Source organism: Ensifer sp., from assembly GCF_035999185.1.
Taxonomy (GTDB): domain Bacteria; phylum Pseudomonadota; class Alphaproteobacteria; order Rhizobiales; family Rhizobiaceae; genus Ensifer.
The window spans coordinates 45,286-61,449 of record NZ_DASYHB010000172.1 but is presented as its reverse complement, the minus strand read 5'-3'; the positions used below and the strand labels follow the sequence as shown (position 1 = coordinate 61,449).

Below are 16,164 nucleotides of genomic sequence, written 5' to 3'. Positions count from 1 at the left end.
TCACCAGAAGAATTGCATGCTTTTTATGGCAAGCAGGCTGAATGGGCGCTGAATGCTCCGTTTATCAGCGGTTGGGATTCGATCTGCGGCTGGCGGTCCGGCGGCTGCTCGTCTCTTGTGCGTCTTGCTCCTCGTCGAGCGGTGCCGCGGAAGCCGTCTTCTTGTCTGAAGCGGAAGCCTTGGCGGACGCCCTGTCCTCGGCCGGCGTCGCCCCCTTCGGCTCGCCCACCTTCTCCGGATGGTGGCTCTCGATGCCGGTCTGGTCCTCGACCGGAACGTCCTCGATCTTGACCGGGAACGGCGCACCGATGCCCTCGTCACGGAAGCGCTCGTAGATCGAGATGCGCAGGTCGTTGCGCACGCCGCCGCCGGTCAGGACGTCGGCCACGTAGATCCTCAGTTCAAAGGTCAGGCGCTCGTCGCCAAAGGCGGTGAAGCCGACGCTCGGCGACGGGTTCTTCAGCACCATCGGGTGGGCGGCGGCAATCTCGGAAAGCAGCTCCATGATCCGGCGCGGGTCGCTGGCATAGGTGACGGTGACGGCGATCTCGGAGCGGCCGAGCTTGTTGCGGTGCGTCCAGTTGCCGACCGACGCGTTGATGAGCAGCGAGTTCGGCATCATGATCGACTGGTGCTGGAAGGTCTCGATCTCGGTCGCGCGCACCGAGATGCGCTTGACGAAGCCTTCCGTCGTGCCGCTGACGATCCAGTCGCCGACCTTGAACGGACGCTCGACCAAGAGGATCAGCCCCGAGACGAAGTTCGAGACGATATTCTGCAGGCCGAAACCGACGCCGAGCGAGAGAGCACCGGCAACGAGCGCGAGGTTGGAGAGGTCGATGCCCGCCGCCGACAGGCCGATGAGGCCGGCCAGGCCGACACCGGTATAGCCGATGCCGGTGCGGATGGAGTTGCGCACGCCGGCGTCCACCCGGCTGCGCGCCATGATGTTGCCGTCGATCCAGCGCTGGACGAAACGGGTGACGGCGTAGCCGAGAGCGAAGAACAGCACGCCCGCGAGAATGCCGACCAGCGAAATGGTGATGGAGCCGATCTTGATCTCGGTCACCATCCGGTAGGCCCAGGATTCGATGTCGGCGATCTGGAAGCCCCACTGCAAAAGGATCAGCGGGATGAAGAACATCACCACGAGCGCGTAGATGCTGAGGCCCGCGGCAAGCCCGATCTGGTCGAGGGCCACCTGTTCCAGATTGTAGCGCCGCTCGAGGTAGCGCCCGGCCGCGGTTTCGGCAAAGGCGCCCTGCTTGGCAACCGCCCGGCCGGTGAGGATGCCGATATACATCGTCACCACGATTGCGCCGGTGATGATGATCTGGGTAGCGATGAAGCGAGCAAGGCCGACATAGCCGGACACCGCGGCAATGATCAGCAAGGCGCCGGTCGCCAGCAGCGCGAACGACACGAGCCGCGGCCAGGCGCGCCCATGCGCGTCGAAGGATTCGTCCTTCCTGAGCGTCGGCTTGATCCAGGCCGAGGCCATGATGATGAGGCCGATGACGATGGAGGCGATGTAGCTCTTGACGACGGTCAGCACCACGGGCGAGCCGAGCGCTTCGCTGACGCCACCGAAGAGGTAGTCGAGGCCGTTGACCAGCGCCATGGCGAAGATGGCGATCATCAGCATCCGGGCGCCGCGATCCGACACCCTGACCAGCCGCCAGCGCGCATCGCGCGGCGAAAGCACCGCCTGGGCAAGCCTGGTGACGAAGAACACGACCACGGCCACCCCGAGCGTGATGGCGATGATCGGCGCGATGTCGGAGCGCAGAACATTGAAGCCACGCAGGAACAGGAAGCTGGAGATCGCAAAGGCCGCCGAGGCGATCGTCGGGATCAGCGTCGACCAGAAGGCAACCGACAGGCGGCGGAAGTAGCTCGGCTCCTCATCGGTGATGTCATGCTCGATCAGCGGGCGAAACAGCCTGCGGCTGCCGGATAGGAACACGAGTGCGGCGAGCAGCGACAGGAACAGCGCCGTCAGCAGCGGCACGCGCTTGTAGTTCCAGGCAAAGCTCAGCCAGCTGCCGACGCTGCGCGACAGCACGCGGGTTTCGTCCGCCGTCGCCGTCAGCGCGTCGTCGAACATGCCGGTCGAGACTTCGGTGTTCTTCAGCAACGTGTTGGAAAACAACGCCCGACGGGTAGCGGTGATGGTGTTGGAAAGTTTCGTCGCCTGGATCGAAAGACCCTCGGCCTCGCCGGTCAGCGCATTGATGGCGCCGCGCTCGGCCATCAGCCGTTTGCGCTCGGCCGTGACAATGTCGGCCTCGGGCGGTTGACCTTCGGCCGGCGGATCGCCGAGTTCCGTGAGGCGCGCCTTGATTTCGTCGAGCCGCGGGCGGGTCGAAACCGAAACGCCGATGATCTGCTTGGCGAGCGCATCGACCTGAACCTTGAGGTCGGCAAGCACGATGTCGTCGTCCTTGGCCTTCTCGACGCGGTCGGTGAGCCCCTTCAGTTCGTCGCCGGCCTTGGCAAGCTGCTCGGCAGCCTGGCTCTGGGCCGGCGGCGTCGCATCCGCCGGCACGGCATCGGCCGCCGGCTGGGCAGCGTTTGCAGCCGGCTGCTGCGTGGCCGTCGCCGCCGGCTCTGCAGCACCGGGCGTTGCTGCGTTGTCAGCGGGCTGAGCGGTCCCCGGCGCAGGCTTGCCGTTTGCAGGCTGCGTTGCGGTCTGGGAAGATTGGGGCGATTGCGCCGGCTGAGCGGATTTCTGGCCGGTCGCTGCCTGTGCCGTTGCCTGGGCCGGTTGCGCCGCCTTCTGGGCCATGACCGGGCCGCCGGCGGCAAGCGCCAGCAGGCAGAGGAGAATGGCGGGCAGTTTTCCGACAGAACGCAATTTCATGATCCTTGCAGGTTTTGAGACCGTGGTCCGGAATCGCTCCGGCCGTCTTCGCATTTTGATGTGAATACGAAAGACGGCGGAAAGATGCAAAGAACGGCGATAAATGCCCGGCGGCGGCCGCTTTTCCGTTAAAATCCGGCTCCGGGCTGCGCCAGGTAAGTCAACTCGGCCTCGGTGGATTGACGCGCGAGGAAGGCGTTGCGATGCGGAAACCGCCCGTATGTCTCGATCACCTCACGATGCCGGATGGCGTAGTCGAGGTACGAGGCATCGCCAAGCTCGGTAAAGAGCTTAACCGACAGGGTCTGGTCGGTGAGGTTTTCCGAATGCTCGAAAGGCAGGTAGACGAAGACGCGCCATTCCGGCTTGATCGCCATGTCGGCACCGGCACCGACGGCGAGCTTCGCCTCGTGCAGCGCCAGGCAATCGGTGGCAAAGGCCAGCGGCGTGCCGCGATACATGTTGCGCGGCACCTGGTCGAGCAGGAGGATCGCCGCCAGCCGGTTTTCCGGCGTTGCCCGCCAGATATCGCCAACCCCGCGGGCAAGCGCCAAGTGCGACGCCTGGAAGCGCCGAATGCAGGTCTGGTCGAGTTCCGTGCTCGTCCCGAACCAGTCGTCATAACTCAGCTCTTCAAACCAGAATTTCAGGACGTCGTCCGGTGTGCAGATGTCAGCTTCGTTCACTCGGTGCTCCCTATGCGTCTCTGTCGCCGATCCCATCGGCGCGTCTCAGGTCCTGCTAGGACATAGGCCGGGAACGGCCCCCGTCCATAAACAGATGTCCATAAGGCAGATGTCCATAACCGGCTTGTCCGCCCGCACGCTTTACGCGCGTCGCTTGAGGATGGCAACGAAGGCGATGCCGCCGACGAGCCCGGTGACGACGCCGATCGGCATATCCTCCGGCGCCATGATGACGCGGGCGACGAGATCGGCAAGGATCAATGTCAGCGCCCCGAAGAAGGCCGAGAGCGGAATGACCCGCACATTGTCGCTGCCGGCCAGAAGCCGCACGAAATGCGGCACCATCAGTCCGACGAAGCCGATCGCGCCCGAAAAGGCCACCATCACCCCGGTCAGAAGCGCGGTGACGATGAACAGCGTCAGGCGGAACCGGCGCACGGGAATGCCGAGTGTCATCGCGGTTTCGTCACCCATGGCCAGCGCATTGATCTCGCGCGCCCTTATTGAGAGCCAGCCGAGCGAAAGGAAAAGCACCACGCCGGGATAGACGAGCTGCGTCCATTGCGCCAGTCCGAGGCCGCCGAGCATCCAGAAGATCACCGTATGTGTCGCTCGGGGATCGCCGAGGAAAATCATAAGGTTGCCGATGGATGTTAACACGAAGGCGACAGCGACGCCGGCCAGCACGAGGCGATCGGCGCTGGAGCCAAGCACGCGCGAAACGTAGGCAACAAGCAGGGTCGCAAGCAGCGCGCCGGCAAAGGCAAAGAGCGGCACCGTGGCCAAGCCGAGGATCAGCCCGGTGTGGAGCAACGCAATGATCGCGCCGAGCGCCCCGCCCGAGGACACGCCGAGCAGATGCGGATCGGCGAGCGGATTGCGGGTGACCGACTGCAGCACGGCACCGGTCAATGCCAGCCCCGCGCCGACGAAGCCCGCCAGGATGACGCGCGGCAGGCGCACGTCCCAGACGATGCTTTCTCGCCCCGCCGACCAGAAGGCCTCGACGCTGCCCGGCACGAGCTTGCTCGCAACGATCGACCAGACGGTCACAACCGGGATCGGCGCCGAGCCGAGCGACACGCCGGCGGTGATCGTCACGGCAAGCAGCAGCACCGCCGCCAGCAAGCCGAGCCCGACCTTCAGCGCCCGCGCCGACGCTAGACGTGAAACGGCGACGGCACCAGGCGACGCATCCTCAGCCAGCATCGTTTACAGGCCTTCGCCGTGAAAGGACTTGGCAAGGCGGGCGATCGCATCGACGTTGCGCGGCCCCGGCGTTGCTTCCACGTAGTCGAGCACGACGAAGCGGTCGTTTTTAACGGCATCGACATTCTTGAAGGCGGCGTTGTTCTTCATGAAGGCGATCTTGTCTTCGGCCTTCACCTCGCCGTAGTTGACGATGACGACGACCTCAGGGTTGCGCTCGATCACCGGCTCCCAGGAGACCTCCACCCAGCTCTTTTCCACGTCGTCCATGATGTTGGTGCCGCCGGCAGCCTCGATCATCGCCGTCGGAATGCCGAAGCGGCCCGATGTGAACGGCTTTTCCTCGCCGGAATCGTAGACGAAGACGCGGGTCGGGTCGGCCTTGCCGGCATTCGCCTTGGTGATCTCGCCAAGCTGGGCGCGATAGCCGTTGACCAGCGCCTGCGCCCGGTCCTCGACGCCGAAGATGCGACCGAGGTTGAGAAGATCGACGAACATGTCGTCCATCGTCGGCTTGGCCTTGGCCATGACGTGGATGCAGCTTTCGGTCAGTTCATAGACGTTGATCTTGAACGGCGCCAAGGTCTCGGGCGTGACTTCGCCGCCGACCTTCATGCCGTAGTTCCAGCCGGCAAAGAAGAAATCGGCATCGGCATTCAAGAGCACTTCCTTGGTCGGATACTTTTCGGAAAGCTCTGGTAGTTCCTTCACACCCTCGCGCAGCTTTTCGTCCAGCGTCTTCCAGCCGGAAACGCCGGTATAGCCGACCATGCGGTCCTGCAATCTCAGCGCCAGCATCATTTCGACGAGGTTGACGTCATTGGCGATCGCCCGCTTCGGGGCAGCGTCGAAGGTCACTTCGCGGTTGCAGCTCTTGACGGTGACCGGATAGGCGAGCGCCGGCGTTGCGGCTGCAAGGAGGAAAAGGAAGGTGGAGGAGGCAATGTTGATCTTCATGAAATCGATCCCTGTCGAGGAAGTGAGAAGGAGAAGCGGGCACTGCCGGCGGCGGCCGTGCCGTGAACGGTGGCGGTGACGCCGAAGGCGGAGGAAAGCGCTCTGGGGCTTAAAACCTCCTCAGGCGTCCCGAAGGCGGTCAGCCGTCCGGCCGTGACGATTGCGATGTCGGTCGCGAACTCGGCGGCGAGATTGATGTCGTGCAGCGTCGAGACGATCGTCAGCTTCAGCGTCTGCAGGAGTTCGAGGATCTCGAGCTGGTGGCGGATGTCGAGATGGTTGGTCGGCTCGTCCAGGATGATGATGCGCGGCTCCTGGGCAAGCGCCCGGGCGATCAGCACCCGCTGCTTTTCGCCGCCCGAAAGGGTCGCGAACTGCCTCCCGGCAAGATGGACGAGATCGAGATGGGAGAGCGCGTGCAGCACGCGCTCGCGGTCGAGCTCGCTCCAGCCGCTCAGGCCCTCCCGCCTCGGGATACGCCCCATCATCACCACGTCGCGCACGCTGAAGGGGAAGTCGCCGGGCATTTCCTGAAGCACGACGGCGATGGTCTTTGCCGCTTCGCGCGCCGAAATCGACCAGAGATCGACACCGTCGACCGCAATGCGGCCGGCATCCGGCTGCACCGCGCGGTAGAGGCAACGCAGCAGCGAGGTCTTTCCAGCACCGTTCGGCCCGAGGATCGCAAGCCGGCTGCCTGCCGCGATCGAAAAGTCGACGTCCTCGACCAGGGTCAGCCCCGGCCGCGGGCCCCAGCAAAGTCCTTCGACGTGAAGGGCAGCGCCTGTCTCGGTGCAGCTCATGAGCCTGTCCCTCCCCGCGCGCTCACTGGAAGCACCCGCCGATGTCTTCGGAAACGAGCATGGCCGCCGGAATGCGGGCGAGCGTCTTGCCCTTCAGCCCGCGCGGCCGCTCTGCGGCCCGCGTCATGCCGTCGCCGCGCTCGGCATAGGTGGTGGCGAAGCTGACGAGATCGTCGATGTTTTCTTCGGGCGAGATGTCGCCGAAGAGATAGGTCGCCTTGCCGGTCGCCTGGAAAGCGATGGTGCAGGGACGCGTGCAGGCCGCCATGCAGACGGTGCCGGCGATCGAGAAATCGCGGTCGAGCGGCTCACCGAGCGTGGCGATGCTGCGGTTGAGCCGCTTGATGAGCTCGGCGCCGGGCGTGCAGGGACCGCCGGTAAAGCGGCAATCGGTGCAGACCGTTATCTTGTGCTGTCGTGAAGTCGGCTCGGCCATCGTCTCTCTCCGCCGGACTGACGGCAGGAGATGGCGAAGCGGCAGGATGACGGAAAACCGTCGCTGAAAAGCCAGTTCTTGTCCATCGGAACACCCCGTCCGTTGTGGTTGATCGGTTTGATGGCAGGTCTCCTGGCTCGCGGGTCGCGGCGCATCCACGTCTTCCCGGCTGATCGCCAGTGACGTGGTGTGGATGCGCTGTCCGCTCACAGTTGCGGGGGCAGCCACGGTCTCGGTCCCGTCAGGGTCGTCCGTTCCGTGTTCCCTTTTCAGCCGCCTCCGCATTGTCGCGGACGCAGCACCATCAACGCTTTCCTTGCATGAATCGAAGAGCGAGACAACCGCACGGGCGTCTGCTTCAGGCTCTATCAACATGCGTCGTTTCGTCATGCGGCGATTGTTATAAAATAACATAACAACAATCAACAGCGAAAAGAACCGACAGCGCCGCGCGTGTGATCAGACGTGCAAAAGTCGCTGTAGAACTTTGAACCCCTGCATGTTTTTGGCCCCTGTTCGGCTGTGGTCAAAGGAAACATTGAGCGGCGCAGCCTGCCGGCCGCGGTGGGCGAAAGCCTCGCCTGACGGCGACGACCGGCGTATCCTTGCTCCTTTGCTTGTCGGAAAAGGAGCTCTGCCATGGCTGCCTATTTGATCGCCGACGTCGATATCACCGATGCAGCGACCTTCGAGGAATACAAGCGAGAGGTGCCGGCGACGGAGGCCCGCTATGGCGGGCGCTATCTCGGCCGCGGCGGCACGACCCGGCTGCTCGAAGGAGACTGGGAGCCGCACCGGCTCGTCATCATCGAATTCCCGGACATGCAGGCCTTGCTCTCCTGGTACCAGTCGCCGGAGTATCAGCGCCTGAAGGCGATCCGCGAGCGCTGCGCCAGGACACGCATCATCGCGCTGGAAGGCGTCGCCACCTGAGACAGCAGGCCGAAAGCAGTGCCGGCCTTGCCCGTCGGGCAGACAGACGAGCGCCCCACGCCCACAAGCCTCAAGGCGCCTTCGTCCCCCTTAAAACTGCGGCGGCCAAAGCTCCACCGACAGGGTCACCGCAACCGGCACATTGCCCGGCAGGTTGCGCACGCCACAGACGGAGCGCACATGGCCCGCCCTGTCGCCGAACGCGGCCGCCAGCAGTTCCGACGCGCCGTCGAGCACTTGCGGATGCTGGAAGAAATCCTCGGTGCAGGCCACATGCCCTTCGAGCCGCACGATCTGGCGGATGCGCTCGAAGCGGCCGAGATGCTCGTGGATCTGCGCCAGCGCATTGACGACGGCAAGCGCGGCTGCCTTGCGCCCGTCGTCGATCGACACCTCGCGTCCAAGCAGGCCCGTAAACGCGAACCGCCCGTCAAGCAGCGGCCCCTGCATGGAGACATGCAGCATCTCGCCCGCCTCCATCACCGCACGATAGGCACCGAGCGGCCTTGGCGGCGTCGGCAGCCGATGCCCGAGTGCCTCCAGCCGTTGAACGACTTCGTCAGCCATGCCTTCCCCTCTCGTTGTCATCCGCCAGACCGGCCGGTCGGCGGAATCGTGCCGCCTTCGGTCTGGGATATCCTCGCCATTTCAAGCTCTGCCACCCCGCGGCAAACAAGAAAGCGCACGGTTTCCTGTGCGTCCAGCCACTTTCCCAAGCATCGCGAAGAAAAAGCAAGACCCGGGGACAGAGTGACATCGCTCCCCGAGTTACAACGCCAGAGTTGAAGTGCCGGCTTGATCCGGCCGGGTGCAACATCCGTTGCCGCCGGTCACACCTTCGGCACGGCGCTATCCGCGACCGTCGCCTCGCTCAAGTAAAAGCGTTGGAATGTAACGTACGTTACCCTCACGTAACCCTATCACCGTTGAGTAGTTCGACGGTGGAGGGCAACAATAGGCGGGATTAGAAGTGGGCATCGACAAGCCGCAAAAATAGGCTCAACTTAGCCGCGCATAACCCGAATTGAAGTGATGGCAACTCAACTTTTTGAAGGGGACAGCAGTGAATCCCATCGATTTCTTCGTCGAGACGCTTCGGACCTATCCGCCCGTCGCCATCTTTCTTGCCCTTGGCATCGGTTTCCTGATCGGCCCCATCAAGGTCGCGGGCTTCAACCTGGGCAATGTCACCGCCACGCTTCTGGCGGGTGTTCTCATCGGGCAGTTGGGCATCCAGGTTTCCGGTGATCTGAAATCCACCCTGTTCCTGATCTTCCTCTTCGCCGTCGGCTATGGCGTCGGGCCGCAATTCGTGCGGGGCCTCAGCACCGACGGACCCAAGCAGATCGCCTTTGCGCTCTCGGTCCTCGTGCTTTGCCTCATCGTTCCCTATCTCTGCGCGCTGATTGCCGGGCTGCCGCTTGGCTACGGCGCCGGCATGTATGCGGGATCACAGACGATTTCGGCCGCGATCGGGGTCGCGACGGACCAGATCAACTCGCTCGGGCTGACGCCTGAACAGGCCAAGACCTTCTCCGACCAGATCCCGATCGCCTATGCGGTGACCTATATCTGGGGTACGATCGGCTCGGCGATCATCCTCGCACAGCTCGGTCCGAAGCTGCTCGGCATCGACCTTCCGGCTGCTTGCCGGGAATACGAGGCCAAGCTTGGCGGCGGCAGCGAGGCGAGCGAACCCGGCATCACCCGCGCCTATCACGACTTCGGCCTTCGGGCCTATCGCGTCGACGAGGCGAGCGGGCTGACCGGAAAGCCGGTCAAGGACATCCTTCCCGGCATCCGCGTCTTCGTCGAGCGTCTGCGCCGTGGCAGCCAGATTATCGAGGCGGATGGCAACACTGTGCTGCAGCCGGGCGACGTCGTCGCCTTCTCTGGCCGGCGTTCGCTGCTCGTCGAAAACCTCGACAACAAGCTGCTCGAGGTCGAGGACAAGGAGCTCTTGAACGCGGAAGCTGAAGTCCTCGATGTCTATGTGACCAGCAAGGCGCTCGCCGGCAAGACGCTTGCGGAAGTCAGCACCATGGACTGGGCGCGCGGCGTCTATGCCCGCAAGATCATCCGCTCGCTGGTCGAGATCCCGGTGCTGCCCGGGACGACGGTCGAGCGCGGCGACATCGTCACGATCGGCGGCGCCAAGCGCCATGTTGAGGCGGCAATCAAGGCGCTCGGTTTTGCCGATCGCCCGGTCGAGACCACCGACATCGCCTTCCTCGGCTGGGGCCTGTTCATCGGCGCGATGATCGGTGCGTTGACGATTACCATCGGCGGCATCCCGATCGGCCTTTCGACGTCAGGCGGTGCACTGCTGGCCGGCCTCGTGCTTGGCTGGCTGCGCACCACCTACCCTGCCTTCGGCCGGATCCCCTCGCCGGCGCTCTGGCTGATGAACACGCTCGGCCTCAACATCTTCATCGCCGTCGTCGGCATCGGCGCCGGCCCCGGCTTCGTCGCGGGCCTGCAAGAGGTCGGCATATCGCTGTTCATCTGGGGCGTGGTCGCAACCTCGATCCCGATGATCGCCTCGGTGCTCATCGGCCACTACGTCTTCAAGTTCCACCCGGCGATCCTGTTTGGCGCCTGCGCCGGTGTCCGCACGACGACGGCCGCGCTCGGCATGATCCAGGAGGCTGCCAAGAGCAAGGTGCCCGCACTCGGCTACGGCATGCCCTACGCCATCGGCAACACGCTGCTGACCATCTTCGGCCTCGTCATCGTCATCATGCTCGCCTGAGGCGGGCAGGCAGAACCGAGGCCATTGTTCCAATTTCATAGATCACAGGGAGTGTGGATCATGTTGGACCGCAAATTCTACGACAGCATCTCCGACCTCAGCCCGTTCGAAATCAAGGACGAGCTGATCAAGCTTGCCAAGACGAGCTCGCAGAAATCCGCCAAGGCCTTCCTCAACGCCGGCCGCGGCAACCCGAACTGGACGGCGACGCGCGCCCGCGAAGCCTTCTTCCTGCTCGGCCAGTTCGCGCTGACGGAAGCCAAGCGCGCCTATTACGACCCGAAGGCAGGTGTCGCCGGCATGCCGCCGCAGGACGGCGCCCATGCGCGCTTCGAGAAGTGGACGAAGAAGCTGCTCCAAAGCACCGCCGACTGGGACGAAGAGGACGAAGGCGTTCCGCCGGCAAAGACGCTGTCTGACGCCGTCAACTACGCCATCACCACCTTCCGCTTCGATGCGGACGCCTTCGTGCACGAGCTGACGGATTCGATCATCGGCGACAACTATCCGGTGCCTGACCGCGCGCTGCATCACAACGAGATCATCACCCATGAATATCTGATGTGGGCGATGTGCGCCGGCCATCGGCCCAAGGCGAGGTTCGATCTCTACCCGGTCGAAGGCGGCACCGCCGCCATGTGCTACATCTTCAAGGCGCTGAAGAATGCCCGCCTGCTCAACGCCGGCGACACGATCGCCCTCGGCACGCCGATCTTCACGCCCTATCTCGAAATGCCGGAGCTGGAGGATTACGACCTCAAGACCATCAATGTCAGCGCCGAGCAGGAGGACCGCTTCCAGTTTACCGACGAGGACATCAAGGCGCTCGAAAACCCCAAGGTGAAGGCGCTGTTCCTGGTGAACCCCGGCAACCCGTCCGCCGTGGCCATGGATCCGGATTCCATCAAGCGCCTGGTCGACCTCGTCACCAAGAAGCGCCCCGATCTGATCGTGCTCACCGACGACGTCTACGGCACGTTCGTTCCGGGCTTCCAGTCGCTGCTCGGCCATCTGCCGCGCAACACCATCGGCGTCTATTCCTACTCGAAATACTTCGGCTGCACCGGCTGGCGCCTCGGCGTCATCGCAGTCGCCGAAGACAATATCTTCGACGAGAAGATCAAGGCCCATGGCGAGCCGATCCAGAAGCTGCTCGAAAAGCGCTACAAGGCAATGACGCCGAAGCCGCGCGACGTGAAGTTCATCGACCGCATCGTCGCCGACAGCCGCGACGTGGCGCTGAACCACACCGCCGGCCTGTCGCTGCCGCAACAGGTGATGATGTCGCTCTTCAGCCTCGTCGAGCTGATGGATGTCGATAAGGTCTACCAGAAGGCCTGCATGGCCATCTGCACCAAGCGCTTCTGGAACCTGATCGAGGGCATGGGCGTCGAGTCCAATCCGGGCATCTATTTCGACCACTATTACGGCATCATCGATTTCGAGTTCTGGCTGCGCAAATATGTCGGCGAGGACGTGGTCACCTGGGTGAAGGACAACATCCACCCACTCGACATCCCGTTCCGGCTTGCCGAGGACCATGGCATCGTGCTCCTCAACGGCTCGGGCTTCGATGCGCCGAGCTGGTCGGCACGCGTCTCCTTCGCCAACCTCAACGACGACGCCTATTCGCAGATCGGCCGCGCGGTGCGCTCGGTCGCGCGCGGCTATGTGCAGACCTATCAGGCCGCCAAGGGCCTGAAGATCAGCTAGCGGACCGAGGCGGCCGGCCTTTTGGACCGGCCGCCTTCACCCTGCGCCCGGCGAGCGTCCCCTTCGGCTCACCAAGCATCCACGCATTTCCGGCAGGCAAACCGTTTCTGCCGACCCAGTGACCAGCGCATCGTCCGGCTGAAGCGGCTCTCTTCGGCAGGCAAACGGGAGGCAAGGCCGCGTGATCGACACCATCTTCAACATCCTGCGAAATCATCCTGAGCTTGCCCTGTTCCTCGCGCTCGGCATCGGTTACGCCATCGGCAAGATCACGATCTTCGGCGTAACCATCGGGGCCGTTACCGGTTGCCTGCTGGCGGGCGTCCTGATCGGCCAGACGGGCGCCGAGCTCTCAAACGACGTCAAACAGGCCTTCTTCCTGCTCTTCCTCTTTGCCATCGGCTATCGCACCGGCCCGCAATTCTTCCAGAGCCTCAACGCCGATGCCCTGCCGCAAATCGCCGTCACGGTCACGCTCTGCGTCGTCGCCCTCGGTGTGGCGATCGTGCTTTCCATGCTCTTCGGCTTCGATCTCGGCACGGCGGCCGGCGTGCTAGCGGGCGGCGCCACGGAATCGGCGACGGTCGGCGTCGCCATCGACACCTTCCGCAAGACCACGCCGACGCCGGAAGCCGCCAGCCAGTTCGAATCGGCCGTGGCGACCGGCTTTGCCGTCGCCTATCTCGTCGGCGTCGTGACCGCCATCCTGGTGCAGTCGCAGCTGGCACCGCGCCTGTTCGGCCGCAGTCTCAAGGAGGCCTGCGCCGAACTCGAAGCCGAGCTCAACATCGCCCCGCAAAACAATGGCGACAGCGCCCGCCGGGAGATCGAGGCGCGCGCCTTCGTGATCGGCGACAACCTCGTCGGCCTGACCGTCGAGGAGGCTGAAGCCAGGGTCCCTGAAAACCAGAAGGCCTATATCGAACAGATCCGCAGGGGCCAGGAGATCATCACCCCTGCCCGCAAGGAACGGCTGCAGGCCGGCGACATCATCGCCGTTGCAGGCTTGCGCGGCTTCCTGGTCGAATATTCCAGCCGGATCGGCACCGAGATCGACGACCGCACGCTTCTCGACATTCCCGTCGAAGTGCTCGACGTGGTGGTGACCAACAAGGAGGTTGCCGGGAAACGCCTGTGGCAGCTGAGGCAGCAACCAGAGGCACGTTCCGTCTTCCTGCGCAGCATCCTGCGCGCCGGGCAGCCGATACCGATCTTTCCGGGCTTGACCATCCGCCGCGGCGACGTGATGTCGATCGCCGGCGCGCGCCGCCATGTCGAGGAAGCCGTGGCACGGATCGGCTATGCCGACCGCGAGACGACGGCGACCGACATGGTCTTCGTCGGCGTCTTCATCTTCCTCGGCGGCCTGATCGGCATTCCCGCCCTCAAGCTCGGCGCGCTCGAAATCGGCCTCGGCGTTGCGGTCGGCGTGCTGATCGCCGGCCTCGTCGCCGGCTGGCTGCGCTCCGTCCGGCGCACCTTCGGCTTCGTGCCCGAAGCGACCCTCTGGTTCTTCGACAGCGTCGGGCTTTGCGCCTTCATCGCCTGCGTCGGCATTTCGGCCGGCCCGAGCTTCGTCGCCGGTCTCGTCCAGTCCGGCCCGGCGCTGGTCATCGCCAGCTTCCTGATCTGCGCGATATCGCATCTCGCAGCCCTCGCACTCGGCCGCTGGGTCTTCCGCATGAACGAGGGCGTACTCGCCGGCACCTGCTGCGGCGCCGGTACCTCGGCACCGGCGCTCGCTGCGGTGCAGGAGGCGGCCGGCAGCAAGGTCCCGACTTTGGGCTACGGCCTCGGCTATGCGATCGGCAACGTGCTGCTCGCATTGTGGGGTGCGGTGCTGGTTACAGTTCTCGGCTAATCAATCGGAGTATCGGCGGGGCGCGCGGGCCGCGACCGACAAGTGAGCCGCCTAACGCAGCGGCCAAACCAGCATCAGCGTGGGTATGCTGACGATGACGATGACGAGCGAGAGCGGCAGGCCGAGGCGTGGATAGTCGCTGAAGCGGTAGCCGCCCGGGCCCATCACCAGCGTGTTGCACTGGTGGCCGATGGGGGTGAGGAAATCGCAGCCGGCGCCGATGGCGACCGCCATCAGGAAGGCTTCGGGCTTGTAGCCGAGCGCGCCGGCAAAGCTTGCGGCGATCGGCGCCATGACGAGCACGGTTGCGGCGTTGTTGAGAAACGGCGTGACGGCCATGGCCGCAAGCAGGATCAGCGTCAGTGCACCCGCCGGCGGCAGGCCCGCGGCGACCGTGCCCAGCCAGCCGGCAATAACCTCCGTGCCGCCGGTCGTTCGAAGCGAATCGCTGACCGGGATCAGAGCTGCGAGCATCACCAGGATCGGCCCGTCGACGGAGCGATAGAAATCGCGCAGCGGAATGATGCGGAAGACGACCATGGCAAGAGCGGCCGCGAAGAAGGCGATCGGCACCGGCACGAGACCGACGGCGGTAGACCCCATGGCAGCGGCCAGAACCAGAAGCGGCAGCGGCGCCTTGCGGGTGGTGCCAAGCAGGATTTCGCGCTGGGCGAGCGGTAGACAGCCGAAGTCCTGCAGGAACAACGTCAACTCGCGGCGCGCGCCCTGCAGCACGATGATGTCGCCGGCCCTGAGGCGAATGCTGCCGAGGCGCTGTTTCAACCGTTCGCCCTGCCGGCTGACGGCGAGCAGATTGATATTGTGGGTGTTGAACAGCGACAGGCGCTGGGCCGACATGCCCTCGAGCGGCGAGCCGCTGCCGACGACAGCCTCCACCGCCTCGATTTCGGCATCGGTCTTCTCGCGGCCATTGGGCGAGCGGTCGCCGGAGATCTTCAGCTTGGCCTGGGAGACGATGCGGTCGAGTGCGGCCGGTCCGCCTTCGAGCAGCAGGACATCGTCCGCCTCGAGCGTCACGTCCGGCAGCGGCGCCAGATGCAGGCCACGACGAAAGATGCCGATGACGACGGCGCCGCCGTCGCCGAGCTTGACCAGGTTGCTCAGTGCCTTGCCGATCGCCGGCGAACCGGCGGCCACTACGGCCTCGGACGTATAGTCGGTGATGGTGATTGCCGACTGCACGGAGATCTGCTGGCTGGAGCGCTGCGGCACGAGCTTGTAGGCAAAAAGCAGGAAGATCACGCCGACCAGCGCCAGAGTGGCGCCGACGGGCGTGAAGTCGAACATGGTAAAACTCTCGCCGGTCAGTTCCTGGCGCACGCGCGAGACGACGATGTTGGGCGACGTGCCCACCTGGGTCATCAACCCGCCGATCAGGGAACCGAACGCCATCGGCATCAGGAACACCGAGGGCTGGACGTTGGAGCGCCGCGCGAACTGGAAGGCGACCGGCAGCATGATCGCCAGTGCCCCGATGTTCTTGATGAAGGCGGAAAGCACGGTGACGGTGATGACCAGCAGCGCCAGCTGCGCACGGACCGACGAGATGTTGGGCAGGAAACGCTGGATCGCCGCATCGACGATGCCCGAGCGCGCCACCGCTGCGCTGACGATCAGCGCACTGCCGACAATGATGACGATATCGTCGCTGAAACCATCGAAGGCATGATCGTAAGGCACGATGCCGACGGCAACCGCCAGCATCAGCGCCGAACAGGCAATCACGTCATATCGAAACCGCCCCCAGATGAAGAATGCCATCATGGCGCCGATGACGACAAACGCGAGGGACTGTTCAACGGTCATGCAATATCCGGGTTCGGCAAAAGGACTGGCGACGGGACGGAGCGCGCGGCTGGCACTTGGCCGAAACGCGCGATCCGTACGGAAGTTCACCGAAGACGTAACCCATGTTTCATGAAATCGGAAT

At 64.3% G+C, this 16,164-nt stretch carries 12 protein-coding genes and 1 riboswitch; of the genes, 4 read left to right on the top strand and 8 right to left on the bottom strand.

Features of this window, described 5'->3' with window-relative positions:
* Positions 1–64: 64 nt before the first annotated feature.
* The 6 genes from VGO04_RS23695 to VGO04_RS23670 form a co-directional block, all read right to left on the bottom strand.
* Complete coding sequence (locus VGO04_RS23695; RefSeq protein WP_414650592.1) at positions 65–2,863, bottom strand: mechanosensitive ion channel family protein; 2,799 nt, start codon at positions 2,861–2,863, stop codon at positions 65–67.
* A gap of 128 nt (positions 2,864–2,991) precedes the next feature.
* A complete protein-coding gene (locus VGO04_RS23690) occupies positions 2,992–3,585 on the bottom strand; it encodes a DUF924 family protein (protein ID WP_327498413.1) in 594 nt (197 codons plus the stop codon).
* Positions 3,586–3,690: 105 nt separating this feature from the next.
* Entirely contained in the window at positions 3,691–4,758 is a 1,068-nt protein-coding gene (locus tag VGO04_RS23685) for an iron ABC transporter permease (protein ID WP_327498412.1), read from the bottom strand.
* Positions 4,759–4,761: 3 nt separating this feature from the next.
* Positions 4,762–5,715, bottom strand: coding sequence for an ABC transporter substrate-binding protein (locus tag VGO04_RS23680; RefSeq protein ID WP_327498411.1), 954 nt, complete (start codon positions 5,713–5,715; stop codon positions 4,762–4,764).
* Positions 5,712–6,518, bottom strand: coding sequence for an ABC transporter ATP-binding protein (locus VGO04_RS23675; protein WP_327498410.1), 807 nt, complete (start codon positions 6,516–6,518; stop codon positions 5,712–5,714). Before VGO04_RS23675 ends, VGO04_RS23680 begins: the two co-directional genes overlap by 4 nt.
* Positions 6,519–6,540: 22 nt before the next feature.
* Positions 6,541–6,954 carry a DUF1636 domain-containing protein gene (locus VGO04_RS23670; protein WP_327498409.1) on the bottom strand — a complete coding sequence of 138 codons (414 nt, stop codon included), beginning with the start codon at positions 6,952–6,954 and terminating at the stop codon, positions 6,541–6,543.
* Positions 6,955–7,059: 105 nt separating this feature from the next.
* A riboswitch (cobalamin riboswitch) is annotated at positions 7,060–7,275 on the bottom strand.
* A 318-nt stretch (positions 7,276–7,593) separates the two neighbouring features.
* Between VGO04_RS23670 and VGO04_RS23665 the strand changes: the two genes are divergently transcribed.
* Positions 7,594–7,887, top strand: coding sequence for a DUF1330 domain-containing protein (locus VGO04_RS23665; protein ID WP_327498408.1), 294 nt, complete (start codon positions 7,594–7,596; stop codon positions 7,885–7,887).
* 90 nt (positions 7,888–7,977) lie between these two features.
* Here VGO04_RS23665 and VGO04_RS23660 read toward each other — a convergent pair whose 3' ends face one another.
* The gene (locus VGO04_RS23660) at positions 7,978–8,454 is read right to left on the bottom strand and encodes a RidA family protein (RefSeq protein ID WP_327498407.1); all 477 of its coding nucleotides are present in this window, start codon (positions 8,452–8,454) and stop codon (positions 7,978–7,980) included.
* A 496-nt stretch (positions 8,455–8,950) separates the two neighbouring features.
* Here VGO04_RS23660 and aspT point away from each other — a divergent pair, with 496 nt between their 5' ends.
* From aspT to VGO04_RS23645, 3 genes are all read left to right on the top strand, one after another.
* Positions 8,951–10,639 (top strand): aspartate-alanine antiporter, encoded by a 1,689-nt coding sequence (aspT, locus tag VGO04_RS23655; RefSeq protein WP_327498406.1) that lies wholly within the window; start codon positions 8,951–8,953, stop codon positions 10,637–10,639.
* A 60-nt stretch (positions 10,640–10,699) separates the two neighbouring features.
* Positions 10,700–12,352, top strand: a complete 1,653-nt coding sequence (locus VGO04_RS23650) for a bifunctional aspartate transaminase/aspartate 4-decarboxylase (RefSeq protein WP_327498405.1) — start codon at positions 10,700–10,702, stop codon at positions 12,350–12,352.
* A 181-nt stretch (positions 12,353–12,533) separates the two neighbouring features.
* Positions 12,534–14,213 carry an aspartate-alanine antiporter gene (locus tag VGO04_RS23645; RefSeq protein WP_327498404.1) on the top strand — a complete coding sequence of 560 codons (1,680 nt, stop codon included), beginning with the start codon at positions 12,534–12,536 and terminating at the stop codon, positions 14,211–14,213.
* Between the two features lie 51 nt (positions 14,214–14,264).
* Here the strand turns inward: VGO04_RS23645 and VGO04_RS23640 are convergent, their stop codons facing one another.
* Positions 14,265–16,040, bottom strand: a complete 1,776-nt coding sequence (locus tag VGO04_RS23640; protein ID WP_327498403.1) for an SLC13 family permease — start codon at positions 16,038–16,040, stop codon at positions 14,265–14,267.
* Positions 16,041–16,164 lie beyond the last annotated feature (124 nt).

Bases quoted from the DNA above. Each gene is read 5' to 3' on its own strand.
- VGO04_RS23665 (WP_327498408.1), top strand. From the start codon at position 7,594: ATGGCTGCCTATTTGATCGCCGACGTCGATATCACCGATGCAGCGACC.
- VGO04_RS23640 (WP_327498403.1), bottom strand. From the start codon at position 16,040: ATGACCGTTGAACAGTCCCTCGCGTTTGTCGTCATCGGCGCCATGATG.
- VGO04_RS23685 (WP_327498412.1), bottom strand. From the start codon at position 4,758: ATGCTGGCTGAGGATGCGTCGCCTGGTGCCGTCGCCGTTTCACGTCTA.
- VGO04_RS23675 (WP_327498410.1), bottom strand. From the start codon at position 6,518: ATGAGCTGCACCGAGACAGGCGCTGCCCTTCACGTCGAAGGACTTTGC.
- VGO04_RS23680 (WP_327498411.1), bottom strand. From the start codon at position 5,715: ATGAAGATCAACATTGCCTCCTCCACCTTCCTTTTCCTCCTTGCAGCC.
- VGO04_RS23670 (WP_327498409.1), bottom strand. From the start codon at position 6,954: ATGGCCGAGCCGACTTCACGACAGCACAAGATAACGGTCTGCACCGAT.
- VGO04_RS23650 (WP_327498405.1), top strand. From the start codon at position 10,700: ATGTTGGACCGCAAATTCTACGACAGCATCTCCGACCTCAGCCCGTTC.
- VGO04_RS23690 (WP_327498413.1), bottom strand. From the start codon at position 3,585: ATGGGATCGGCGACAGAGACGCATAGGGAGCACCGAGTGAACGAAGCT.
- VGO04_RS23695 (WP_414650592.1), bottom strand. From the start codon at position 2,863: ATGAAATTGCGTTCTGTCGGAAAACTGCCCGCCATTCTCCTCTGCCTG.
- VGO04_RS23660 (WP_327498407.1), bottom strand. From the start codon at position 8,454: ATGGCTGACGAAGTCGTTCAACGGCTGGAGGCACTCGGGCATCGGCTG.